Here is a 24,617-nt window from a genome sequence, read left to right on the forward strand (position 1 = left end):
AATGATATACTATTGTCAACATTATTTTGGTTTTGGTTATCAATCAAAGTTTGAAAGAAGATGGGGGAGCAGCTTTTAATGATAAAAGAGTGTGAGGAGAAGTTGATGACAAAAAGAATCCCCTCACTATAGCGGCAGTGAGGGGATTAGTGTTTATTATGTTGGATTCCTTATAAACAGATATTAAGCTATAGATTCGTATTTGTCACCGCTATAAATCTTGATGTCAGTCATCCTTCATGTTTGACTGATGGCGATTAAACCCAATCAATAACTTCTTCCTTGCTACGGCGTGTTTTGGCACGTTTTGGATCTTCCTCGCGATAACCAAATGCCACCATAACTGATGGTGCGTACTCTGCATCATCGAAATAGCCTTTTTCAGTTAAAATACGTGATACTTCATCGTATTGGAACCCTTCAATTGGACATGAATCGATGCCTAAAAATGCTGCAGATGTCATCATGTTTCCAAGTACAATATAGGTTTGTTTGCTTGCCCAGTCCCATAATGCACGTTCGCTTTCGTAAAGATGTAAATTGTCGTTTTGGAATGCGGATGTTTTCTCGCTCATTTGTTCAATCATATCCGTATCCAATTGCTTCACATCGCGTAATAATTTTTGGAAATATTCATTTTCTGGACGTACATTTTTACGAGCTAAAATTAATACGAAATGACTCGCTGTGTCTAATTGTCCTTGAGCGCCCCAACTAATCGATTTGAGTGCTTCACGCATTTCAGGATCTTGAATAACTAAAAATTTCCAAGGTTCAAGCCCAAGTGAACTTGGTGACAGACGTCCTGTTTCTAAAATTGTATCGAAATCAGCGTCGTCAATTTTACGACTTGCATCAAAACGTTTTGTAGCAAAGCGATAATTAAATGTATCTAGTAACATTTGGCGTTTATCTTCCATTTGTTGCAACTCCTTTAAGTAGTGTCATACAATTATAGTATAGATGACTTTAAATCGACGTTAAAATAGTTTGTTTGGATTCAATTTCAAAAGAGAAAAGGGGTTGAATGTCATGAATGAAAAATGGTATCACACCTTACCACTCGACGATATCCAGTCGATTGAACCGGTCAATGGTGGTGATGTCAATCAAGCTTTTCGCATCAATACAAATGAAAGTCCTTACTTTTTGTTGATTCAACCAGGTCGTGAAGCGTCATTTTTCGATGCAGAAGTCGCGGGTCTCGAAGCGTTTGAAGCAGCGGGTGTGACGGCGCCGAAAGTGATTGATCAAGGACAGGTTGATCAAGATGCTTATCTATTACTGAGCTATTTAGACGAAGGACAAAGTGGCAGTCAAAAAGCGCTCGGAAAATTGGTTGCACAATTGCATCAAACACATGAACGAGAAGGTCGATTTGGATTTCATTTGCCTTATGAAGGTGGGGATATTCAATTCGATAATACGTGGGCAGACGATTGGCAAACATTATTTTTAAAACAACGGATGGACCCGCTTGCTGAGGTGATTCGTCAGCGTCAATTGTGGTCTGATTCGGATGATGCGTTATTTGAAAAGGTATACGGCTTAATGGCAGACACGTTAGCCCAACATGAGAGCCTACCGTCTTTGTTACACGGAGATTTATGGGCAGGCAATTATATGTTTTTAACTGATGGCCGTCCCGCGCTGTTTGATCCTGCACCTTTATACGGCGACCGCGAATTTGACTTAGGAGCAACGAAAGTTTTTGGTGGATTTAGTCCAGCATTTTATGAAGCTTATGATACAGCCTATCCACTCGCTGAAGGGGCGACGTTACGCATTCGATTTTATGAGTTGTATTTATTGCTCGTCCATTTAGTGAAGTTTGGCACGGTGTATCTAGGTAGTGTGAGAACAACAATGGAGGAAATTGTGGATGAAGCAAATTAATCGATGGATTCCAATTTTGTGGTTGGTTTCGATCGTCATATTAGCGTTATTTTATACGCAACTCCCTGCGCAAGTGGGGACACATTTGAACTTCAATGGTGATGTAGACGGATGGGGTGCGAAAAGTCAATTGTGGATTATACCGGTGATATTTTTGGTTATCTGGGTTTTTCTATCTTTGTTGCTACACTATGCGCCAGTATGGGAACACACTATTCAAGGGGCAACCGTTGAAAAAAGTCGGTCACAACGTCGAGATGTATTGCACACTTTAGTTATCGTACAGTTGACGGTGTGGGTGCTTTACATGGTGTATCTGATTGGTACGATAAATGGTAAAGAAGGGATACCGTTTTGGCTCATGTGGCTTGCGTATCTCGCCATCGGATTGACATTGGTCACTCGTATCGTCCATGTCTTTAAACGAAATCAAGCATAATAACGTTAAGAAAAGAGGCTGAGAATTTAAAGTTTTCTCAGCCTCTCCTTTTTTATGTATGCTTTATGCAACGATTGCGGTAAATACGACACTTAGGATGAACACTGCGATGCCTAATAGCCAAGACCACTTAGCAGGTAAATGACCATTTGAATGAAGCATGACACCGAATAACCAACCTGACAACAAATTCGTTAAGCTGAACGCACCTAAAAGCGTGTTACCTGGTGCGAAAATATTTAGCGAATCAATTTTAACTGTTGTGATATCGAGTTGGAATAACAGTTGAATGATGAGGATGATGCTCATCACGGCTAAAATAGTGTTATAGTAACGTAAGACTGCACCGAATATCGCTCTTTTCATAAGTACTTTCTTGAAAATCTTATAAATGAGTAGTGTGATCAAATAAGTAATGCCCACAACGACGAGACTAGTGATAACGGCAGCAATGATGCCAAAAACGATAGCAACAGGTGCTGATTGTTGCGCTTGAGCTTCAGTTAACCCTTGTTCAGTGAGTAGCTTTATGTAATCGACAGAAAGCGTAGTAAGTGCAGTTTGTATAATGATGAAAAATATCAATAGTAAAACTTTCTTCCATAAATGAGGTTGTGTCCTATCTCTGTTAAAAGCTTCTATATATAGTGGTTTTGAAAATACCATAGCATTAAATAATATAATTTTATACTTGAATCACGATATTTGTATAAGCTTTTGTCATATTTTAGAATTTTTACTTGAAATATAAAAAAGCCTCTAACAATGTGATAATATTAAGATAATCTTTTTGAGGAGGCAAACAAAGTTGGTCAAGACAAATCTACCTCTATTCCAACATTTTGAAGACTTGCGCAACCACCCGACATGGAAAGTGAAAGCAATTTTAATGATGGTTGTGACACTCATTCATGCGTTTTTGTTGAAAATTGATACGGATAATACAACGTTATTAGAAGGTTTTGGTTATTCAAAACAAGATATTGAAGAGTTCCATCAAATTCATTGGTTCGCTGATACGATGAGTAGTTTGATGGGGGTATTGATTAGTTTTTTGTTTACATTTGTTGTATTTATGATGTTTTCTAAACTGTTGCACTCCGATGTTTCGGCCCAAACGATATTATCTGCCTCATTCAGTCATTCGCTTATTGTGACGTCGGTTGCTCTAGTATTTGTATGTATTCAACTGATCTTTCATTTACCATTTCCTACATATAACATTACAAGCTTGAATATATTTCTACCAGGGAATATGTACCTAGCTGCTTTTGATGTACAAACGATATTCAAAGGTTATGTGACATTTATCGTTTATTATGCGACAAGCCGTTTGTCTTTACGCGCTGCTTTGACTCTAGGCTTGTTAACCATTGCATTGACGATATTACTGGCGTTAGGTTCAGCGGCTCTAGAAGACACGATACTCAGTTTAGCCGGAGAATTGTAACGGTCTGCTATATATATAAATTTATTGTTTTTTTAAAGAGAATTTATCCTTCTTAATGTTATAATACAACCAAAGTATCTTATGCCATTAAGGAGGATTTTTATTTTGAAGAAAAAAACTTTGATTGTGTCATCACTGATAGGCGTTATCTTACTTACAGGAATAGCATTTTTGGTGAAAACATTTGGTGATGTCGGAGGCCAAAAAAATGAAGCTGCTTACGATACATATACTGTAAAAACTGAAAAACCGCTGCGTGTGACGGGGAAGATCTCTCCGGAGACGATTAAAACATATTTAAATAATGCACAACTGGGGACTTTTTTAAATGTTCAAGTGAAAGATGGACAGACAGTCACTCAAGGCACGCCATTATTGAATTATGATATTGACCCAACGCAACGCCAAAAGTTAGTCAAACAATTGACGGACGCGCAACAAAGTGGGGATCAACAAGCGATTAACCAAGCTTGGAAACAATTGAATCGCTATGACGGTCAAGTGAATAACAGTGTAAATGCGACATTTAATGGAACAGTATCTTTCGTCGATAACAGTCAAGTCGGTGAAGGTGAACCAATTTTGAAATTAATTGCGAATGAGTTAGAAATTCAGTCAACGATTTCGGAATTTGATTTAGAGAAGATTAAAGTCGGCGATACGGTCAATATTAAAGTAACAAGTACCGGTAAAGAAGGTAAAGGGAAAATCACGCACATTTCACAACTTCCGACGAGCTATCAACAAGATGCTAAAGGAGAAGCTGCTGGTAGTGCGCCCGTTGTAGGTGAAGGGAGTGAAGGCGCTGATTCATTAACAACGAATAATCCTGTACAATCGCATCCAACAGGTGAAAGCGACAAAGAAACATCGAAATATAAAATGACTATTGGTGAACTAGATTTTGATGCGCGTAACGGCTATTCCGTAGAGGCAATGATTCCGTTAGAAACACTCAAAATTCCAAAATCTGTGCTAACGAAAGATCATCATGTTTATATTGTAGATCAATCTGGTGTGGCACATCGTACGAAAATTACGTATGACGAAAAGAATGGTGAATTAATCGTGAAAAAAGGTGTTAAAAAAGGCGATCGTATCATCAACCATCCTGACGCTAAAATTAAAGATGGTGAGAAAGTTGAGGTGGCCAAATGATTGAACTGAAGGGGATCAATCGTCATTTTAAAAATGGGAACGAAACCAATCACATTTTAAAAGATATCGAGTTGCGGATTGAACAAGGTGAATTTGTCGCGATTATGGGCCCTTCAGGATCAGGTAAGAGTACACTTATCAATATTTTAGGTTTTATCGATCGCGGTTATGAAGGGGACTATTTGTTTAATGGTGAGAATTACCAAAAAACGTCAGATAATGAATTGGCAGCGATTCGTAACCGGACAGTAGGGTTTGTATTTCAAAATTTTAAACTCATACAAAACAACACGATTTTAGAAAATGTCAGTGTGCCGTTATTGTATGCCGGAATGCGACCAGCTGAACGTAATCGACGTGTGTTGGACATTTTACATCGTGTCGGATTGTATGATAAAGAAAATTTAGTGCCTAACAAATTATCAGGGGGACAACAACAGCGTGTGGCGATTGCTAGAGCGATTGTGAACCGTCCTCGATTTATTATTGCCGATGAGCCAACTGGGGCACTCGATTCGAAAACGTCTGAAGATATTATGGCGTTGTTTATGGAGTTGAATCAAGAGCAAGGCACAACGATGATTGTTGTGACACATGATCCAAAAGTCGCTGCACAAGCGGATCGTGTCATTCACATTTTGGATGGCCGAGTTCAAAGAGAAGAGGTGCTGTCGCATGGCGTACATCGCTAATATTCTCCACGTTTCATTACGTTCGATTATGAAAAATAAACGCCGTAATATTTTTACAATGATCGGGATTATTATTGGGATTGCGGCCGTAATTACGATTATGTCATTAGGAAATGGTTTTAAAAAGACAGCCGACGAACAGTTCAGTGATGCAGGTGCGTCGAAAGATAGTGCTTTGGTCAGCTTTTTACCAAATAATTTTGATACAGTGAAAGAACCGCCTTTTACGACTGAAGATATTGAGGTTGCACGTCAAGTCGAAGGGGTTCAAGATGCGAGTATTAAAGAAGATGATACACTCGGCTTAACGGCTGAAGCGCGCACTGTGAAAAAGAAAGCGGATGTGGCCGTCGTTAAAAGTGAAACTGTCACGGAACCAGACGAAGGGGAAGGTTTTAGTAAGGAAGACAATGCATTGAAACAGCGTGTGGCAACGGTATCTTCGGAAGTGGCGGAAACGTTATTTAAAGGTGATGCAGTCGGTCAAACACTGTATATTGACGATATCGGTTTTGAAGTCGTCGGTGTAAAAGAAAAGGCACAGGTTCCGAATGCTGTCCAAATTCCGACAAAAACAGTTGAAGCGGATTTACCTAACTTGAAATCTGACTATCCACAATTGATGTTAAAAGTTGGTGAAGATGCGGATAAAAAAGAAATAGCGACAAAAGTTGCGGATCAATTGAATCAACGAGGTTCAGCTGTTGCGCAAGGAAGTTACGAATATGCAGATACTGAAGCGTTGATGAAGAGTATCGGTAAAATCTTTGACTCTATTACGTACTTTGTCGCAGCGGTGGCAGGGATTTCACTCTTTATTGCAGGTATCGGTGTGATGAACGTGATGTATATTTCGGTAGCAGAACGTACTGAAGAGATTGCCATTCGACGTGCATTCGGTGCAAAAGCAAGAGATATTGAGTTTCAGTTTTTAATCGAAAGTGTCGTGCTTTGTTTAATCGGTGGGATTATCGGTTTAGTCATCGGTATTTTGATTGCGAAATTGGTCGATGTGGTGACACCTGAATATATTCAAAGCGCTGTGAGTTTAGGTTCGATTATTTTAGCCGTCGGTGTGTCAACTTTGATTGGGATTGTGTTTGGGTGGATTCCCGCACGTGCCGCAGCGAAGAAAGAGTTGATTGATATTATTAAGTAACCCCACATATTGGTGATGCTGAAGTGTTTCAAAATTATTTATTTTAAAAATATAGGTGAGCATCTTACAGGTTGCTGAACCTTTTTTCTCAGTTTAATCATTTAACCCTTTATAGATTGTTGTTTTGGGCTTCGCGTTCCTAGGTGCCTCGCTTCAACTAACCAACGCTTGATTTGACAGTAGCAGAGGTGGATTTTCCGCTTCGACTGGATGCCTCAGGAGTCTCGCCTAGCTCGCAAACGAATAAAGGCTATTGATTTTGTGAGAGAAGAAAGGTTCTAGCAATCTTTATTTTGGTTTTCTGACTGTTAACAGGTGAATGTATGAATCTCATCATTATCGTCGCGTAGGGAGTTGAGTGTGAAGTAGTAAGAGTGGTTTTGTATTGCACTACATTTTTGAAGCGGTTTAAACAATGAAAGAGGGAGACATAGAAAATTTTAGATTTCAATCTATTCATAGATTTATGATTCATTAATAATTATAAAACAGTATTAAAATAAAGGGAGGGATTGAACATAACAAATTGATGATATTGGTCGTCATCATTTCAGAAACTTGCCCTCTGTCTCGGTGTATTAGGTCTAAGATTGCCCAGAAGGCTAAGACTCTTGAAGGAGCAGTCCCTAAGAATGCGTAACCATGAGGGCAATCAAAATCCACAAATCATACGGAAAGCAAGTTAAACAAAATAATGTATCAATAGCATCAAAATTTTTTGTGTCCGGATGCCGTGTATATTAAATAGGATTAAAATTTGAAAATCGTTTTAATGACGTTAAAAATGGATAATAATAGTTCTATTGGTGTTCCTGCCATTGTCCTAACCTCCTTATGCTGTTTGATCCTCTGATTTGACTAAGTCTTCCGCGAGTTTGTGCCAGAAGGCTTTAAGTTCGTCTTGTGAATGTGCGGTATCATTCGTATCTTGACCCACAAAGTCGACGTGGTCCCAACCATGTTGTACAGGCATCACTTGCCATACCCCTTTTTTCACTTCATCTGTAGCATCGATCCATGCTTGGTTGTACGGATGTTGTGATGAAACGACTGACACGAGACCATCATTTTCACGCCATTCTTTTTCAGCAGCTTTACCGATGATATTGGCTGTGAGTGTGAATGGGAAAAACAGGTTGTAATCAGCTTTTTGTTTACCTGAAAGTGACGGATGTGTGGCTTCACCTGTGTACGTTTTATAGACGATATTTGGATTGAGTGAAGTCTTTTTGTTCAATTTTGATGCGCCTTCACGTGTTAGATCATAGAATCCGTTATCTTCGGTACGCCACAATTGGTCATTATTTGCAACGCGATTAAAGTAATCATCCAATGACTCGCCTTCTTTACGCTGTAGACCCCATTGATTTAAGCCAAAGTCCACGCGTGCTTTATTTTTAGCAAGAACTTGTGCGACATCGAAAACGATTTGACGTACAATCGGCTCATTACCGAGTTGATCTGATGCGTGTGTTCCATTATGTGGTGTGCCGAGTGTTGTAATAGAGGATACCATGTTGTCGTTATTACCAGTGAACAGTGGAGAAATATCGCCACCGTGTTCCTTTTGGTAGGCAATTTCTTCAGGATTTCCATTGCGTAACAACGCTTCTAATTGGCGAATCGTTTGTCCACCCATGCTGTGACCGACAAGGTGAACTTTTTGACCTGGCTTCCAATCTTTGTAAACACCTTCATATGTTTTACCGTAACGTGAATGACCGTATTTTGCGGCGTGTGCTGCACCGTAATCCACAGTACCTCCCTTAATGTAGTAATAAAGTTCTACTGCACGGTCGTAGTTACTACCGAATGCACTAATACTTGCTTCATATGTGTTGTAACCGTTCTCTTCTAAGTCTTGTCTAATATTCAGTTTTTCTCCACCCCAATAGTGAGATAAGACAGAAGGGTTTATATTGTCTGTAAAGCCATTAAAACCGTGCACTAAAATGATAGGGTCGTTGTTTTTATAGAAGCCTTGTTTCGCTTTTTTATCTGCTTGTGACTTCACTTGTTCAGCTTGACGTTGTTGATTTTGTGGTTGTGTCGTCGCTACATTGGCTGTCGTTAGTGTTTTCACATCATCTTTTGTAGGTTTTGGCGCTTTTGTATTCACGAGCGTATTTTTGTCCACGCTTTTCGTTGTCACTGCTCGAGGTGCAACGCGTGCATTGAACGTTTTTGTATTATTATCAGACTGTTCTGTCAATTCTTGGCGTTGATGTGTTTCGTCAGCAGATAAATCAATTGTTGTAGGTACACGATTTTCATCAGATGGTAAATGTGCCTTCTGTGAGTGAGTGGGTTCATTTTTAGATAAAGTTTCTTCTGTTTGCTGTGCGCTGTTTTCACTAGTTTGAACTGTATTTAGCACGTTTTTTTGTGCGTCATTATCCACTTGTGCGTCGGAATCAATAACTGTTTCTGCTGTCGATGGTGATTGTTCCGAAGTTTCTTTCAAATCAGCTGTTTCTTTAGGTGCTTCTGCTACTGATTTGGATGATGCTTGATCTGTTTCAGAGGCCGTGTCATCTTGCATTTTGTCAGTATGTAAATCTTTAGTTTCGGTTGATTGTTGAGCAGAAGGTGTTTTTGTAGATGACATGACGGATGTATCTTTTGTTGTTTTCTCGGATGTTGGTGTCGATGCTTCTTTAGCTTGAGGAGAAGCGGGTGTATCTTCTTGTGCGTGATTTGTTTCAGCAGTCGATTTTGCTTGTGTAGCCTCTTTGGTCGCAGGCGCTTCTTGATTGGTCGCTTGTACAGTAGACTTTTGTTCTGATGAATGGGCCGTTGATTCAGTATCGGCTAAAGCAGGTGCGTGAGATAAACCTATGAAAAATAAAGATGCGATAACGACTGATGAGGCACCGCTGTTAAATTTACGAATACTAAAAAGTTGTTTTTGATCTTTCATTTTTCCACCTCTTTGTTTATTAAATTAAATGAATAGGGTTTAGACAAAAATATTAATCAGTAAACGTGGTAAGAAACCGAATATTTTAGCTAAAATAGCAGACATTAGTTTTCCCCCCTTTATATTGAAAAACCGAAAATACAATTTGAAAAGGTTTTCATTAATTTGGTGTAAGGATACAGTAATTTTAAAAAAATGTCAAAACGATTAATTCAAAATTTGATTTTTTATTTTATTACTTTAAATGCTCTGAGACATGAATTTGAAGAGGAATGTGGCGTTAATTTTGACGTTCAATATGAAGTCTAAAATTTTTTGAGCATAACAAAAAGAGAGGGCTGGGATATGATGATATGCTCCCCCAGCCTCAATCCATGCATAGGTTTTTGATGGGTTAATTGATTTTAAAGCAGTTGGAAAACTAGAGTGAATGAGGTAAAAAATTGATGCTATTGTTTTGCTAGGTTTCAAAAACTTGCCCTCAGTTCTCTGAATTCGATATAAGATTGCCCAGAAGGCTGAGACTCCTGAGGGATCAGCTAAAGGATAAACAACGTCATTTAACTTTAAAAGTGGCTACCATTTAACGCAGTAGCTGTCTGACTTCTCAATGCGCATGCTTTTGAGAAGTCTAGTCAGCCTTGCGGGGCAGTACGACGAAATCTTTGTGACACATGTGATTCCTGTACTGCTCCCAAAATCCAATTCGGCTCCCATCTCATGTATGCTTCAATCAAACCGAATTGAGTTGAAGGGCCAGCTCCTAGGAAAGGGAAGCTATGAGGGCAATCAAAAACCAGAATCTTAGGGAGAGGGCAAGTTTAATAAAAATACTGCATCAATAGCATTAAAATTTGAAAATATTTCTTAGTAACTTAAAAATTGAAAGTAAAAGTTCTAAAGGTGTTCCTGCCATCTACACCACCTCCTTATTTTGTTGTTTCTTCTGACTTAACGAGATCTTCAGCAATACTATGCCAAAAATTTTTTAATTCATCTTGTGATCGTGACGTATCATTCGTATCTAGGCCGATAAAGTCTAAATGGTCCCAACCTTCTTGTACAGGCATGACTTGCCAAACACCTTTTTGTATTTCATCTGTTGCCTCCACCCAGGCTTGGTTGTATGGATGTTGAGAAGAAACAACAGAGACGACACCATCATTGACGCGCCAATCTTTTTCAGCAGTTTTACCGATAACATTGGCTGTCACTGTTAATAAGAAGAACATGTCGTAGTCCGCTTTTTGTTTGCCTGAAAGTGTTGGATGTGTCGCTTCACCTGTGTACGTTTTGTAAACAATATTGGGGTTCAATGATGTCTTTTTGTTCAATTTTGCTGAACCTTCTAGTGTGAGGTCATAGAAACCTTGATCCTCTGTACGCCATAACTGATCGTTATTCAAAATGCGCTCAAAATAAGCATCGAGTGATTCTCCTTTTTTACGCTCAAGACCCCATTGTTTTAATCCAAAGTCTACGCGCCCTTTATTTTTAGCAAGATATTGTGCGGCATCAAATACGATTTGACGTACAATTGCTTCGTTACCGAGTTTGTCTGAGGCATGTGAACCGTTATGCGGTGTACCTAATGTTGTAATCGATGAAATCATACCATCGTGACCGCCTTTGAAGACTGGAGATATTTTACCTCCATGCTTTTTTTGATAAGCAATTTCTTCTGGGTCTCCATTACGCAAATATTCTTCAAGTTGGCGGATGGTCTGTCCACCCATACTATGGCCGACTAAGTGAATTTTTTTACCAGGTTTCCAATCTTTGTCGATACCTTCATATGTTTTGCCATAACGGGAGTGTCCATATTTCGCTGCATGAGCTGCACCATAATCGACAGTACCACCTTTGATATAGTAATAAAGTTCAACGGCGCGGTCATGGTTACTACCAAATGCACTCACACTGGCTTCATATGTGTTGTAGCCATTTTCTTCTAAATCTTGCCTAATATTCAGTTTTTCTCCACCCCAATAATGTGGATAAACCGATGGGAGTAAATTATCTGTAAATCCATTAAACCCATGGACTAAAACAATCGGGTCTCTGTTTTTGTAAAAGTTTTGTTTGGCTTTTTGACCGTCTTGTGTTTTGACTTGTTGAGTGGTGATGTTTTGATTTTGTACCTGGGATGACGTTTTATTTTCAGAATTGAGTGTTTGTACATTGCTTGTTGTTTTGGAGTGTAATGTGTCATATGATGTATTATTTACTGAAGATCGCGCTGTTTCTTGTGCTTTTTTAGAAGAAGGGTTCATCGTTTCTGAATTGGCTAAAGCGGGTGTGATGGATAAGGTTGTGAAAAACAAAGATGCGATAACGACTGATGAGACACCGCGTTTAAATTTACGAATACTAAAAAGTTGTTTTTGATCTTTCATTTTTCCACCTCTTTTTTTAATGAGTTGAAGTTGTAATGGTTATACAAAAATATTAATAATAAGTCTTGGTAAAAAGCTGAAAATTTTAGCTAAAATCGCTGACATACGTATCCCCCCTTTACTTTAAAAGTGGCACCCTAAATATTTGTAAGGGCTTTCGTCAATCCAATGTAATAATATAATAATTTTAAAAAAATGTCAAAACGATTTATTCTAAAGTTTGTTTTTTATTTTTGAATTTTTATAACATATTGTAAAGTTTTTTTAGCAGAGAGATAAAGTATGTTTATAAGCAATAAGTGATAGGGTATGATAAAATAAAAATCAACATGGAGGCTTGGCTGTGGCAGTCCGCCCGTGTTTAACTGATCGACAATATCAAGTAGACGAAAGTTTAGTGAATGACGATTTTATAACATATAGCAAGTAGAACTCATGAGGTGAATGCGGCAGTGGTCGTATTCACCTCGCGTCGTTTATAAGAACTGAGAAATATTATCAAAGGAGTACTTTTATGGCTAGAAGAACATATTTTCATCATGTTGAGCATCGCAAAACACAGGCACACTCGAAAACGACATTATGGCTTTCTCTCATCATTACACTTTTTTTTACAGTTGTAGAGTTTGTAGGGGGACTCGTTTCTAACTCACTTGCACTGTTATCAGATTCATTTCATATGTTGAGTGACGTCATTGCGTTAGGTTTATCGATGGTCGCGGTTTATTTTGCGAGCCGCCGCCCAACCGCACGTTATACATTTGGATTTTTAAGGTTTGAAATTCTCGCAGCGTTTTTAAATGGGCTAGCACTCGCAGTGATTTCTGTATGGATTTTTTATGAAGCCATTATGCGTGTTATTTTTCCGCAAACCGTCGAAAGTGGTTTAATGCTTGTCATTGCAACTATTGGTTTGATTGTGAATATTATTTTAACCATCATTTTAATGCGCTCATTGAAGAGTGAAAATAATATTAATATTCAAAGTGCATTGTGGCATTTCATTGGGGACTTATTGAATTCTGTTGGTGTTATCGTCGCGGTCGCTTTGATTTATTTAACGGGGATTCAGTTGATTGACCCAATTTTAAGTATGGTCATTGCCCTAGTCATTTTGCGCGGTGGTTATAAAATTATGCGCAATGCATGGTTAATTTTAATGGAATCTGTACCTGAACATTTGGAGACTGATGAGATTATGGAGACGATGAAATCAGTAGACCAAGTGTTGGACGTCCATGAGTTTCATTTATGGTCAATTACGACGGATCATTATTCGCTTAGTGCGCATGTTGTGTTGGATAGCAGAAATAGTGAAGACGCGTACCGTACGATTAATCGATTGGAACGGTTGTTGAAAGAAAAGTATGGGTTGGCACATACAACACTACAGATTGAGCATTTGGATATTAATCATTTGAATGAGTCGTATTTTGAAGAAGTGAAGCATGATGAATGATGTTAGATAGCACGCACTGGACTTCATCACTTGTGTGTTACTTTTAAGAGGGAAAGGTTTCGCAAGCAAACGTAGAATAAGTTGAATATGCTCAAAAAAGTGCACGCATCGCGCGTATTAAGGCGATGCGTGCACTTTTTTGATGTTTTGTTTATTTGGAAATATCTGGCTAGGTTGTTGATTGCCCAGCTAAAAGTAAAGTCCATGTTGTGATAATAAATGGAAATGTCAGTGATGGGATGCCAATCGGTTCTAAAAATGTTGCGGTTGCTGCATACATCATAGGCGTCATGACTACCGTTAAAACAAAGGCTATCACTGCTTTGAGATGGTTGGCAGACCGGAATGTCACACCAATTGCGATGATAGATAGCATCAAGTTAAAGCCGAAGAGACCTTCATTCAATGTGCCAATATCTGCGCCAAAGAAAAATTCCAATAATAAACCTAAGAAGTTGGCAATTAAAAGATAAATACCCGCGCGTCTTGAAGCAATAAAACAAGCGATAACAATGAGTATACCGCTGATTGTATGTTCGACTAAAAAGATTTGACTCACGTCGTTAAAAAAGGCGTGTATCGGATGAAAAGTTGTATTTAAATTGATATGCACATCTGCAGTTAACGGTAAGACATCGACGTTCGTTTTAACAAATTTAAACTGTTGTGACATCAAGAGAACAACCCATGTGATGACGACAAAAGGTGTAGTGAGTTCGGGTAGATGGAAAGGTTTTAGAAAGTTTTTAATGGCTTGTGCAATAGGCATCGCTAATACAATACTGATTAAAATGACGAGTATACTTTGCCAAGACCAGAGTAGAAATAAAGTTAAGTCAATCGCAATCAGTACAGGATTGAAGCCTGCGAGTCCGGAATGAATCTCTTCGTCAGTATAATTGAAATGACGTGCGGTTATGAGGCTGATGGTACTTCCAATCATCGCGGCAAGTCCGATTTTCCAGTTGCCAATCCAAAGTGCGATTAAAATGAGTAAACCTGTCCACGTATTTTCGAGTAGGACGACTTGAGAAATGTTTTTGAAAAAAGTATGTATCGATTTTGACATTAAAGTTCACTTCTTTCTCTATTACTAAAACAAAATACATGTTCACATTTTAACATTTGCATATTTCAATTAACAACTATATTGTAATAATGTTAATAAGAGTATAGCGCTTTTGAATTTGAATCACACATTTCTTTGGGAAGCGCTTTTATTATTATCGTATAGTATTATGATTTGAAAGTACGGATAGGGAGGACTATAATTAAGGTCTAAGACAACTTAATTATGAGAATAAGGAGTGAATGGGATGCACTTTACACAACGAGAACAAGACAAACTGATGATTGTTGTTGCTGCGGATTTAGCCCGACGACGTAAAGCGCGCGGCTTGAAATTAAATCACCCTGAAGCAGTCGCATTAATTAGTTATGAAATATTAGAAGGTGCGCGTGATGGTAAAACAGTTGCTGAGTTAATGAGTTACGGGCGTGAAATTTTATCAAAAGATGATGTCATGGAAGGTGTCGAAGCGATGGTGACAGATATCGAAATCGAAGCCACTTTCCCAGATGGTACAAAACTAATTACGATTCATCATCCAATTGTGTAGGAGGGGATAATGATGAAACCTGGAGAAATTATTGTGAATTCAACCGAAATTATGATTAATGAAGGACGCGAAAATACAAAATTAAAGGTTAAAAATACAGGGGATCGACCTGTTCAAGTCGGTTCACATTATCATTTTTTTGAAGCGAATCCCGCGCTGTCGTTTGAACGTGAACAAGCGTATGGAAAACATTTAGACATTCCAGCGGGTGCAGCTGTTAGATTCGAACCTGGTGACGAAAAAGAAATTCGTCTTGTACGTTATGCCGGTAAACAACATGTGTATGGTTTTCACGGCTTAGTCGATGGGCCACTTGATCAATCTCGCATCACAGCGCCTAATATGACTGAGGGAAGTGAAGTCAAATGAGTTTTAAAATGACAGAATCACAGTATACTAGTTTGTACGGCCCAACAGTCGGCGATTCTATTCGTTTAGCTGACACGGATTTATTTGCGAAAGTCGAAAAAGATTACGCAAGATATGGTGATGAGGTTACTTTCGGTGGTGGTAAATCAATCCGTGATGGTATGGGACAAAATCCGAATGCAACACGTGATAACAAAGCCGTGGCAGACCTAGTTATTTCAAATGCTGTCGTGATTGATCACGATAAAGTCATTAAATGTGATATCGGTGTGAAAAATTGTTACATCATGAAATTAGGGAAAGCCGGCAACCCGGATATTATGGATGGTGTCGATATTATTATTGGTTCCTCGACAGATGTGATTGCAGCAGAGGGGATGATTGTTACTGCGGGCGGTATTGATACACATGTACACTTTATTAACCCTGAACAAGCTGAAGTTGCATTAGAAAGTGGCATTACAACACATATCGGCGGGGGAACTGGTGCTTCAGAAGGCTCAAAAGCGACAACGGTGACACCAGGTTCTTGGTATATTCACCGCATGCTTCAAGCTGCAGAAAATTTACCGCTTAACATTGGTTTTACAGGTAAAGGTCAAGCGGTGAACCCGACTGCATTAGTAGAACAAATTCATGCAGGGGTCATCGGTTTGAAAGTGCACGAAGATTGGGGTGCGACGCCTTCAGCATTACGTCATGCACTTGAAGTGGCAGATGACTATGATATTCAAATCGCACTGCACGCGGATACTTTGAACGAAGCGGGCTTTATGGAAGATACGATGAAAGCGATTGGTGATAAAGTGATCCATATGTACCATACAGAAGGGGCTGGTGGTGGACACGCACCTGACTTAATTAAATCAGCGGGTTATCCGAATGTGTTACCATCATCGACGAACCCAACATTGCCGTATACACATAATACGATTGATGAACATCTAGACATGGTCATGATTACACACCATTTAAATGCATCGATTCCAGAAGACGTGGCTTTCGCGGATTCTCGTATTCGTAAAGAAACAATTGCTGCAGAAGACGTTTTACAAGATATGGGTGTCTTTAGTATGATCAGCTCTGACTCTCAAGCGATGGGACGTGTCGGTGAAGTTATTACGCGTGCATGGCAAGTCGCACATCGTATGAAACAACAACGTGGACCGCTTGAAGGCGACAGTGAATATGATGATAATAACCGTATCCGTCGTTATATTGCGAAATATACGATTAACCCTGCCATTACACACGGCATATCCGAATATGTCGGTTCTGTTGATGCCGGTAAATTAGCGGACCTTGTCATTTGGGATCCACGTTTCTTTGGTGTGAAACCGGACATGGTTGTTAAAGGTGGCATGATTAACGTGGCGGCAAATGGTGATGCAAATGGTTCTATCCCAACATCTGAACCGATTAAGTATCGTCACATGTACGGTCAATATGGTGGTAACTTACAAAGTACGGCCATCACTTTCGTATCACAAGCGGCTTATATGAACGGTATTCGTCGTACATTAGACTTAAAACGTGACGTGAGACCTGTACGTAACATTCGCCAATTAACAAAAAAAGATATGAAAAATAATAGTGCTTTACCAAAACTTGACGTTGATCCAGAAACATATGAAGTTTTCGTGGATGGGAAAAAAGTAACGAGTGAAGCGGCAACAGAATTACCGATGACCCAACGTTATTTCTTATTCTAAAGTGGCTTTGACATAATATTAACGCCATTAGCTATGTAAATAGAAATGAAGCTTGTTCGAATGTATCGTCATGACACTCGAGCAGGCTTTTTCGTATTGTTTCATCGTGCGTTTATGAAATATGCGCAACGGGTATGAACATCTCATCTGGTTGCGTTGTCAAAAGATTTTTACGATTATATAACATTGCTTATTTATTGTATTTTGATAACATTACTCGAAAATAAAATGAAAAATATTCAAAAAAATCTTGTCCGAATCTTCTGGACATGATAAATTATGAAAACATCACGCTACGTAAAAATGATGATTTATATTTAAGAAACTGAGGTGCATCGTATGATTTTGTCAGATAGTGATATTAAGGCGTATCTCGAACGTCAATTATTGAATATTGAACCATTAGTAGAAGCACATATTGAGCCAGCATCTGTTGATTTAACATTAGGATCGCACTTTTTAAAACCGATACCACCCGAAACAGGGGTGCAACGGATGAGTGATCCGATTGCGTATGAGACGATTGAACAACCTCGAGTGGTGATACCTGCGCACGCTTTTATTTTAGCTACGACAGAAGAATATATCACGTTACCCCAACAATTAACTGGGTTTATTGAAGGGCGGAGTTCAGTCGGTCGAGCAGGACTTTTCATACAAAATGCAGGTTGGGTCGATCCAGGTTTTGAAGGTAAAATTACATTGGAACTTTACAATGCCAACGACTTTCCGTTAGAAATTGAACAAGGCCAACGTATTTGCCAAATCGTATTAGCTGAAACAAAAACGGTACCAGAAACAAAATATCAAGGGAAATATCAAGGCCAACATACCACAACGGGAAGCCGGTTATTTCGTGATTGGATGAAAGATGGAGGAGATTAGATGGATATCGTCATATTAGCGGGCTTCTTAGGTGGCGGTAAAACGTCTACACTGAACTTTTTAATACAAGATGCGATTGATCAAGAGTTAAAACCAGCTGTGATGATGAATGACTTTGGGGCTAAAAATGTCGATGCACAGCTCGTGACTGAAGATGTGAAAATGGAAGTGTTGACGAATGGTTGTATTTGCTGTGATTTGAAAGCGAATGTCTCACAACAACTCCACGAATTGTATTTAACACATCAACCTGACATTGTCTTTATCGAATGCAGTGGTGCCGCACATCCAGTTGAAGTGTTTGATGCATGCATGACGCCTGTTCTTGCGCCATTCATTCAAGATTTGAGTGTGTTAGGTATTGTCGATGCGGCAGCCTATGAAAGTCGAGATACTTTACCAGAAACGATTCAAACGTTAATGGATGAACAAATTCGTTACTGTAGTCATTTGATTATTAATAAAATTGATTTGCTAGAAAGTGACCAGTTGTTAGCCGTTGTCCAAACTATACAACAACGCTATCCTGATATACCGTACATACTTACACGTTACGGTGAAATTACATTACAAGAGATTCAACATGCGTCGAAATATGATATGAGTGAACGTTCATCCGTCCATCATCACGGGCATTTGTCACATATGTTGTATGAATTTCAATCGCCCATCCAACAAAGTGCGTTAATTGAAGGATTAAAAGGGTTAAAAGATGTCTTTAGAGTTAAGGGCTTTGTCTATTTTAAAGGTTGTGAAACACCCTATGTCGTACAATATACGCCCGGACATTTAGAGTTGAAACAGTGTCCAATTGAAATGTCACCTTATTTGGTCGTGGTAGGGCACGATTTAAATGATGTTGAGATTACTGAAACACTAGATATTATAGAATTTTCATCATAAATTTTTTAGACACTTCAATTTTTTTGAGAAGTGTCTTTTTTAGTGTAGAATCATTTTTCATGTTACAGAGGGGACATTGTAGAGGGATGCACTTTCTAGAAGTTGAAATGCATGTCGAAGATACCGAGAGTAGCGTGTTTGTGTAAAAAATAATTTTATGCATGTGCACCATTAACAAAGTAGGGCGCCTTGAGAAAGCGTTATCATAGTGCTAAAATAAAGGTGATGAGAAAGCCGTCTCCGATATAGTCATGTCGACATGAGAATAAAGGAGACACCAAAAATGAGGAGGGATTAGATATGTTTAGCAATATTCTCGTTCCATATGATTTTGGCAACAGCTTTAAAAATGTCCCTGAACAATTAAAAAAGCTAACAGGCAATGATGCACCATACGAAATTGTCGTTTTTAATGTCATTTCAGAGACAGAATTAGCGAATTATGTTCGCTATCAAGGTAAACATTTTGAAGAAGTGGTAGAAGAAAAGAAAAAAGAAATGAAGCCATTCTTGAAAACGATTGAAGATGTTGGCTTATCTTACAAAGTGAAATTTGCGACAGGCTCACCGACAAAAGAAATCGTCAATGAAGTTGGAAATGAACATTATGATATTGTCGTGATGAGTAATAAACGTTCAGAAATGGATATTAAACATGTACTCGGTCACGTGACACATAAAATTGCAAAGCATGTGAACATCCCTGTGCTCATCGTGAAATAATAATAAATAGCTTCAACAAATTATATTATTATAACTTTAACCCCTTCAGCCATTCGTTGCTTGAAGGGGTTTTTAGGATTTATGGGATGAGAAGACATGCTACATTGACTCAAAATTACTTTGTGGATATAATATAAAAATAATAGAAGTGATATATTATATTGTTTTTGTTTTGTATTAAAGTGGTGAAGGGAGGGAGTTGATGAGCTATTATGCGTATGTAGACAGAGACATGTGTATTGCTTGTTCAGCTTGTGGTGCTGCGGCGCCCCGATTGTTTCGATATGATGCGCAAGGGATAGCGTACATGTGCTTAGATTGTAATAGTGGCACGGCGCAAATACCCGAATGTGACTTAGGAAATTTAGATGATGCAGTTGAAAATTGTCCCACGTCAGCAATCACAGTGGGGCAGCAGCCTTTTTCATTACCCATTATATTAGACAGAGAGAAGGAATTGTAATGAAGCAAAAAGGGTTTGAACAGTTGTTGGAAGAAACGCATGCAAAGGTGACACAGCTTGAGCAACCGTTAGCAGTGATTGACACGATGTTGACATTGGATGGTAAGATTCCACTTGAGATTGCACGACAAAGTTTGAATTTTGAACAGTGGGCGATATATCAACATTTGGCGCATGGCACTTGTCTGTTTACTGATGAAAAACCGTCAGATTCAGAGCAAGTCATCAGTTTTGGAATGTCAGCCTATGGTCGTCTTCATCTAGGACCAAGTTTTAATGATGACTATACGCAAATTTGGGGTTATGTCACATTGACGACAGAAGCAATGACTGAAATTCAACAATTGACGACACGTTTGCATACGGAGGAAATGTTGCGCTATCAATCAGAAGTTGTTCCATTTTTTCGGCGCCTCGAACCGCAAGAGGTTATAGAAGTGATTGATGCGATTAAAGAAAAAGTCGATTTTATGGCACCGGTGCTCCTCTATTACAATAGCCATACGTATACGACATTTTATCATTACAACAATTTATTGAAAAGTTTAGAAGGGGATACGACGCACTTTTTATTGGATGAGTTGGCTGAGAAAAATAAGGACACGTGGACGAAAGATGAACGCATTTTTATTTTTAACCTCTACACATTGTTGCAATCTGGTCCGCCTGCCAGAGGAGAAGAGGTGAATGGTGTTCATTTTTCACTGCATTATTTATCCGACTATTTAGAAGAAAAGTTAGCGGTTTATCAAGAAATGACTGATACACCGTCCAAACCTGTACCAAAATCTCTTTTAGCGAAATCACGGTTGATTTGTCAATTACGTGAAAAAGTTGCCGAAAACTATGTCATTTATCGAAAAATTAATGGTCTCAATTTGCATAAGCAAGAACAGTTTTTAAATCAACAAGAAGTGGGACTGTATCGTGATGAAGCGATGGAGAATGAATTAGCGCAAATTTTAGGGATGGCTTCAGAACAGACGTATTATGACGCATTTTTAAACGATATTGCGCAACATCCGGATATGACCACAATTCAAACTTTACTCGAAAAAATGGTGGGTTATGCGATACGGGCGACGCATTCAGATGTTGGTATGACGCGAGGGTTTAGATATCCATGGATGTATTACGATGCATTAAAACATCATCAGCTAGAAACAATTTTTGAATGGAAACAACAAATGTATTTTTGCTGTGCGATACCGAGTGAAGCGATGAAACAAGCTTTTCGCAATCAAAGTCAGATATTGGTAGGTATTTTGACAGCAATTAGTAAACGAATGGAATACAATAGTTGGCATTATACGCCGGGAAATTTTTTGTATGAGCGCCATCGTATTCAGCGACATTACTATTTTCCGCCAGTGATGAGTGACATTACCGAATGGAGCAATCAGCATCATAAAGGGCATGTATTTGCAAATGTAAAACATGCCATTCGTTGTCCTGGGGCGATTCAATGTCCACCGTATACGTTAAACGCCTATTACGATTTACGGTTGATGAAAACATCTGGCGTAGTGTATTCTGAAATAGACTTAATGAAAGCGCTTTATTACAGAAGGGTTGTCGGTGCACTTTATCAAGCGTGGTTTGATTATTGTCGTGAACATCAGAGTCAACTTGATATGGCAGCATATGATCGTAAATGGTATCAACAGCAATTTATAGAGGTTTAACATAGGAGCGTGAAGTGCGTGAAAACATTACTATTTATTAATTTGAGAAGTCATAAAGTCGAGCGAATCGCACCGGTCATTGAGGCAAAAAGACAAGGGTATCGTGTCGTATTGATGACAGATCATGATCCACAACTGATTGACAGTGGTCTAGATGAAGTGATTGAAATCGATACGTATGACGAAACAGCAGTCGTTGAAGCGGTGATCGCGTATCATCAACAGCACCATTTAAGCGGGATATTGACATGGTCTGATAAAGATGTAGAGCTCGTTGCACAATTAAATGACCGTCTGCAATTACCGGGCATTCCAGTCTCGCATGTTAAAAATGCTCGCAATAAATATTTAATGCGTATGGCGTTTGACCAAGTCCCTGACATTTCGCCCGACTATGAAAATGTGCGTAGTGAAGTAGATTTACGTCATGCTGTTGCGCGTATTGGAACGCCTGGGATATTGAAGCCGGTGGGCGCTTCTGGAAGTAAAGGCATTTTTAAAATTGAAAGTGAAGAATGTATTGAATATGTGTACGAAACATTACGCCATGCGACATCACCAGAACGTGACAAAGTGTATCATTATTATCCGAATGATTATATTTATGAAGGGTATCTTGTCGGTGAAGAAGTATCGGTTGAAGGTGTCGTGCAAAATGGAGAAGTACGTATTGCAGGGATTACGGACAAAGCGGTCACACCTGAATATTCACTGGAGTACATTGCGATTTTCCCATCTGATAAAAATGCGGCCTTACAACAAGAAATTAAGACGAAAGCGACGCAAGCTATTCAAAGTTTAGGCATTGATCATTGTGCTTTTCATCTAGAAGGTAGAGTGACAAAAGACGGTTTTAAAGTGATTGAATCAGCGGCCAGACCAGGAGGGGGCTTCATTGCGTCACATTTAATTCCAGGTGCATCTGGCCATTCATACATTGAAAAAATATTAGATGTTGCAGTCGGTAACGATGTGACTGAAAATTGGCCTACTTTTGATCAAACGTCAAAGAAAATGTGTTTTTATAGCGTCATGGCCGAGCAAGCTGGGATATTTAAAGGGGTTCAAGGGCTTGACCGCTTAGTTGAAATACCAGGTGTGCACTATGTTGTGTCTTTGAAAAATTATGGAGATTCGGTGATTTTACCTCCTGAACACTTTTCGAGTTGTTTTGTACTCAATATCGTTTTTGAAGCTGAGTCGACTGAAGCGGTGCAGCAAAAAATTGATTGGATTCATGAAGTGATTGAGGTGATTGTGGAATGACAATACTGATGTTATCAAGTACGGACCATGCTAAAACACCGTATAATGAATGGTTTCCGGATACAGCAGAGCAAATGATTCTATTTTGTCCGGTTGAGAAAAAAAACAGTTATGCAGACGAAGATTATTTGCGAATTGAAGCATTTGAACATTATATGGTAAATCCCGACATTGAAATGCGTGCGCTCGAATTAAGTCAACAATATGACATTAGCCACGTCCTATCGATTTCGGAATTTGACGTGATAAGAGCAGCCAAAATTAGAGCGTTGTTGAAAATAGAAGGTCAGTCGTTAATCAGTGCAGAAGCGTATCGGGATAAAGTGCTCATGAAACAGTTGTTACAAAGCACATCAGTGAAAACACCACACTTTGATAAAGCGATAGACAGCGCGAATATACAACGATTTGTAGGAAAATATGGCTACCCTGTCGTACTTAAACCGATAGATGGATCAGGTTCGTCGGATGTTGTGATTGCACGTGCACAACAGGATATTGACACGTTTTTACAGGCGCATCCCGACATCGGAAGATATGAAATTGAACAGTTTATTGATGGGGAGATGTATCATGTCGATGGACTTGTTCATAATGCAGAAGTGAAGTGTGCCTATGTGTCGCACTATTACAATGGATGTTTAGCCTTTAAAGACCATCAGCCACTAGCGAGTTATATGTTGAAGGCAGATAATCCACTCAGTCAAGCGCTACAACAGCAAGTGGAGCAAGTCGTTGCGGCATTACCGACCTTGCCGAGCGGATCATTTCATGCAGAATTTTTCGTGACGCCGACGAACGACATCTATTTTTGTGAAATTGCGAGTCGTACAGGGGGTGGTGAAATCGGTCGTACGCTAGAACATGCTATTGGGATGCAGCTCAATCAAATGAGTCTTTACTTACAAACAGGACGTGCAGAAGAGGTCGAGGCGCACATACAAATTCAGCGGTATGGCGGGTTCATCTTGTTGCCCCCTCAAAATGCGACATTTCAAGGGATACAACATCCGTTAGAGGAAGATTGGGTACTTTTTCAATCTCTTAAAGCAACACCAGGCCAACCATTTGGAGCAGCGCAATTGAGTGTGGATCATATCATGTCAGTTGTGGTCGAAGGAGAAGATGAGGCGACATTGATTGCGCGAATTGATCAAGTCATCACATGGTATCAGCAAGAAGTACAGTGGAAATCATTGCAAGCAACAACATACAATGATAACGTATGATATGCAGACACATCAGTTGAAAAAGGGAGACCGGATGAACGAACGTCAGCACACGGTGCCAAAATCATAGTAAATCTCGCTCGCAGTGTTTCTAATGATTTTAATACTAGAAATTGAATTAACCGCCTTTTTCGTTTCATTTAGTTCATTTATTTTTAAAGGACTGTGCATTGTACATGACTTACTAATAGCCG

Annotated in this window: 21 protein-coding genes and 2 pseudogenes; 17 read left to right on the plus strand and 6 right to left on the minus strand. The window is 39.1% G+C overall.

Features of this window, described 5'->3' with window-relative positions; genetic code table 11:
• Window positions 1-257: 257 nt before the first annotated feature.
• A complete protein-coding gene (locus BJK46_RS06125; RefSeq protein ID WP_014612939.1) occupies window positions 258-920 on the minus strand; it encodes an NAD(P)H-dependent oxidoreductase in 663 nt (220 codons plus the stop codon).
• 112 nt (window positions 921-1,032) lie between these two features.
• On the opposite strand from BJK46_RS06125, the gene BJK46_RS06130 reads away from it, so the two are divergent.
• Complete coding sequence (locus tag BJK46_RS06130) at window positions 1,033-1,896, plus strand: fructosamine kinase family protein (protein ID WP_103263577.1); 864 nt, start codon at window positions 1,033-1,035, stop codon at window positions 1,894-1,896.
• Window positions 1,883-2,335 (plus strand): DUF1648 domain-containing protein, encoded by a 453-nt coding sequence (locus BJK46_RS06135; RefSeq protein ID WP_103263576.1) that lies wholly within the window; start codon window positions 1,883-1,885, stop codon window positions 2,333-2,335. Before BJK46_RS06130 ends, BJK46_RS06135 begins: the two co-directional genes overlap by 14 nt.
• Before the next feature lie 63 nt (window positions 2,336-2,398).
• Here BJK46_RS06135 and BJK46_RS06140 read toward each other — a convergent pair whose 3' ends face one another.
• Window positions 2,399-2,920, minus strand: coding sequence for a hypothetical protein (locus BJK46_RS06140; protein WP_240621162.1), 522 nt, complete (start codon window positions 2,918-2,920; stop codon window positions 2,399-2,401).
• Between the two features lie 223 nt (window positions 2,921-3,143).
• Here BJK46_RS06140 and BJK46_RS06145 point away from each other — a divergent pair, with 223 nt between their 5' ends.
• The 4 genes from BJK46_RS06145 to BJK46_RS06160 all read left to right on the plus strand — a co-directional run bounded on the left by BJK46_RS06145 (window position 3,144) and on the right by BJK46_RS06160 (window position 6,794).
• A complete protein-coding gene (locus BJK46_RS06145; protein ID WP_063284779.1) occupies window positions 3,144-3,785 on the plus strand; it encodes a hypothetical protein in 642 nt (213 codons plus the stop codon).
• Between the two features lie 105 nt (window positions 3,786-3,890).
• Entirely contained in the window at window positions 3,891-4,943 is a 1,053-nt protein-coding gene (locus BJK46_RS06150) for an efflux RND transporter periplasmic adaptor subunit (RefSeq protein WP_096538181.1), read from the plus strand.
• Entirely contained in the window at window positions 4,940-5,635 is a 696-nt protein-coding gene (locus BJK46_RS06155) for an ABC transporter ATP-binding protein (protein ID WP_014612945.1), read from the plus strand. The genes BJK46_RS06150 and BJK46_RS06155 overlap by 4 nt, the downstream gene beginning before the upstream one ends.
• The gene (locus BJK46_RS06160; RefSeq protein WP_063279093.1) at window positions 5,619-6,794 is read left to right on the plus strand and encodes an ABC transporter permease; all 1,176 of its coding nucleotides are present in this window, start codon (window positions 5,619-5,621) and stop codon (window positions 6,792-6,794) included. The genes BJK46_RS06155 and BJK46_RS06160 overlap by 17 nt, the downstream gene beginning before the upstream one ends.
• 832 nt (window positions 6,795-7,626) lie before the next feature.
• Here the strand turns inward: BJK46_RS06160 and lip (BJK46_RS06165) are convergent.
• From lip (BJK46_RS06165) to BJK46_RS12655, 3 genes and pseudogenes are all read right to left on the minus strand, one after another.
• On the minus strand, window positions 7,627-9,714 hold the full coding sequence (gene lip / locus BJK46_RS06165; protein WP_100006587.1) for a YSIRK-targeted triacylglycerol lipase: 2,088 nt from the start codon (window positions 9,712-9,714) through the stop codon (window positions 7,627-7,629).
• A gap of 929 nt (window positions 9,715-10,643) precedes the next feature.
• Window positions 10,644-11,984: pseudogene (gene lip, locus BJK46_RS06170) on the minus strand (YSIRK-targeted triacylglycerol lipase); the annotation flags it as partial.
• Between the two features lie 39 nt (window positions 11,985-12,023).
• A pseudogene (locus BJK46_RS12655) lies at window positions 12,024-12,110 on the minus strand (YSIRK-type signal peptide-containing protein); the annotation flags it as partial.
• Window positions 12,111-12,624: 514 nt separating this feature from the next.
• Here BJK46_RS12655 and BJK46_RS06175 point away from each other — a divergent pair.
• Window positions 12,625-13,569 carry a cation diffusion facilitator family transporter gene (locus BJK46_RS06175; RefSeq protein WP_014612950.1) on the plus strand — a complete coding sequence of 315 codons (945 nt, stop codon included), beginning with the start codon at window positions 12,625-12,627 and terminating at the stop codon, window positions 13,567-13,569.
• A 169-nt stretch (window positions 13,570-13,738) separates the two neighbouring features.
• Here the strand turns inward: BJK46_RS06175 and yut are convergent, their stop codons facing one another.
• Window positions 13,739-14,638: an urea transporter gene (yut, locus tag BJK46_RS06180; protein ID WP_100006586.1), complete on the minus strand. Its 900-nt coding sequence runs from the start codon at window positions 14,636-14,638 to the stop codon at window positions 13,739-13,741.
• Window positions 14,639-14,885: 247 nt separating this feature from the next.
• Between yut and BJK46_RS06185 the strand changes: the two genes are divergently transcribed.
• The 10 genes from BJK46_RS06185 (at window position 14,886) to BJK46_RS06230 (ending at window position 24,423) form a co-directional block, all read left to right on the plus strand.
• Window positions 14,886-15,188 carry an urease subunit gamma gene (locus BJK46_RS06185; RefSeq protein WP_014612952.1) on the plus strand — a complete coding sequence of 101 codons (303 nt, stop codon included), beginning with the start codon at window positions 14,886-14,888 and terminating at the stop codon, window positions 15,186-15,188.
• A gap of 12 nt (window positions 15,189-15,200) precedes the next feature.
• A complete protein-coding gene (locus BJK46_RS06190) occupies window positions 15,201-15,557 on the plus strand; it encodes an urease subunit beta (RefSeq protein ID WP_041614887.1) in 357 nt (118 codons plus the stop codon).
• Window positions 15,554-17,269, plus strand: a complete 1,716-nt coding sequence (ureC, locus tag BJK46_RS06195) for an urease subunit alpha (protein ID WP_103263575.1) — start codon at window positions 15,554-15,556, stop codon at window positions 17,267-17,269. The genes BJK46_RS06190 and ureC overlap by 4 nt, the downstream gene beginning before the upstream one ends.
• A 339-nt stretch (window positions 17,270-17,608) precedes the next feature.
• The gene (gene dcd / locus BJK46_RS06200) at window positions 17,609-18,154 is read left to right on the plus strand and encodes a dCTP deaminase (protein ID WP_014612955.1); all 546 of its coding nucleotides are present in this window, start codon (window positions 17,609-17,611) and stop codon (window positions 18,152-18,154) included.
• Window positions 18,155-19,057: a CobW family GTP-binding protein gene (locus BJK46_RS06205; protein ID WP_070407390.1), complete on the plus strand. Its 903-nt coding sequence runs from the start codon at window positions 18,155-18,157 to the stop codon at window positions 19,055-19,057.
• A gap of 300 nt (window positions 19,058-19,357) precedes the next feature.
• Window positions 19,358-19,780 (plus strand): universal stress protein, encoded by a 423-nt coding sequence (locus tag BJK46_RS06210; RefSeq protein WP_100006585.1) that lies wholly within the window; start codon window positions 19,358-19,360, stop codon window positions 19,778-19,780.
• 202 nt (window positions 19,781-19,982) lie between these two features.
• On the plus strand, window positions 19,983-20,243 hold the full coding sequence (locus tag BJK46_RS06215) for a ferredoxin (RefSeq protein WP_020219461.1): 261 nt from the start codon (window positions 19,983-19,985) through the stop codon (window positions 20,241-20,243).
• Window positions 20,243-21,928 carry a hypothetical protein gene (locus tag BJK46_RS06220; RefSeq protein ID WP_103263574.1) on the plus strand — a complete coding sequence of 562 codons (1,686 nt, stop codon included), beginning with the start codon at window positions 20,243-20,245 and terminating at the stop codon, window positions 21,926-21,928. The genes BJK46_RS06215 and BJK46_RS06220 overlap by 1 nt, the downstream gene beginning before the upstream one ends.
• Window positions 21,929-21,946: 18 nt before the next feature.
• Window positions 21,947-23,194: an ATP-grasp domain-containing protein gene (locus tag BJK46_RS06225; protein ID WP_014612960.1), complete on the plus strand. Its 1,248-nt coding sequence runs from the start codon at window positions 21,947-21,949 to the stop codon at window positions 23,192-23,194.
• Entirely contained in the window at window positions 23,191-24,423 is a 1,233-nt protein-coding gene (locus tag BJK46_RS06230) for an ATP-grasp domain-containing protein (protein ID WP_014612961.1), read from the plus strand. The genes BJK46_RS06225 and BJK46_RS06230 overlap by 4 nt, the downstream gene beginning before the upstream one ends.
• Window positions 24,424-24,617: the final 194 nt, after the last annotated feature.

This window comes from Staphylococcus pseudintermedius, assembly GCF_001792775.2.
Taxonomy (GTDB): domain Bacteria; phylum Bacillota; class Bacilli; order Staphylococcales; family Staphylococcaceae; genus Staphylococcus; species Staphylococcus pseudintermedius.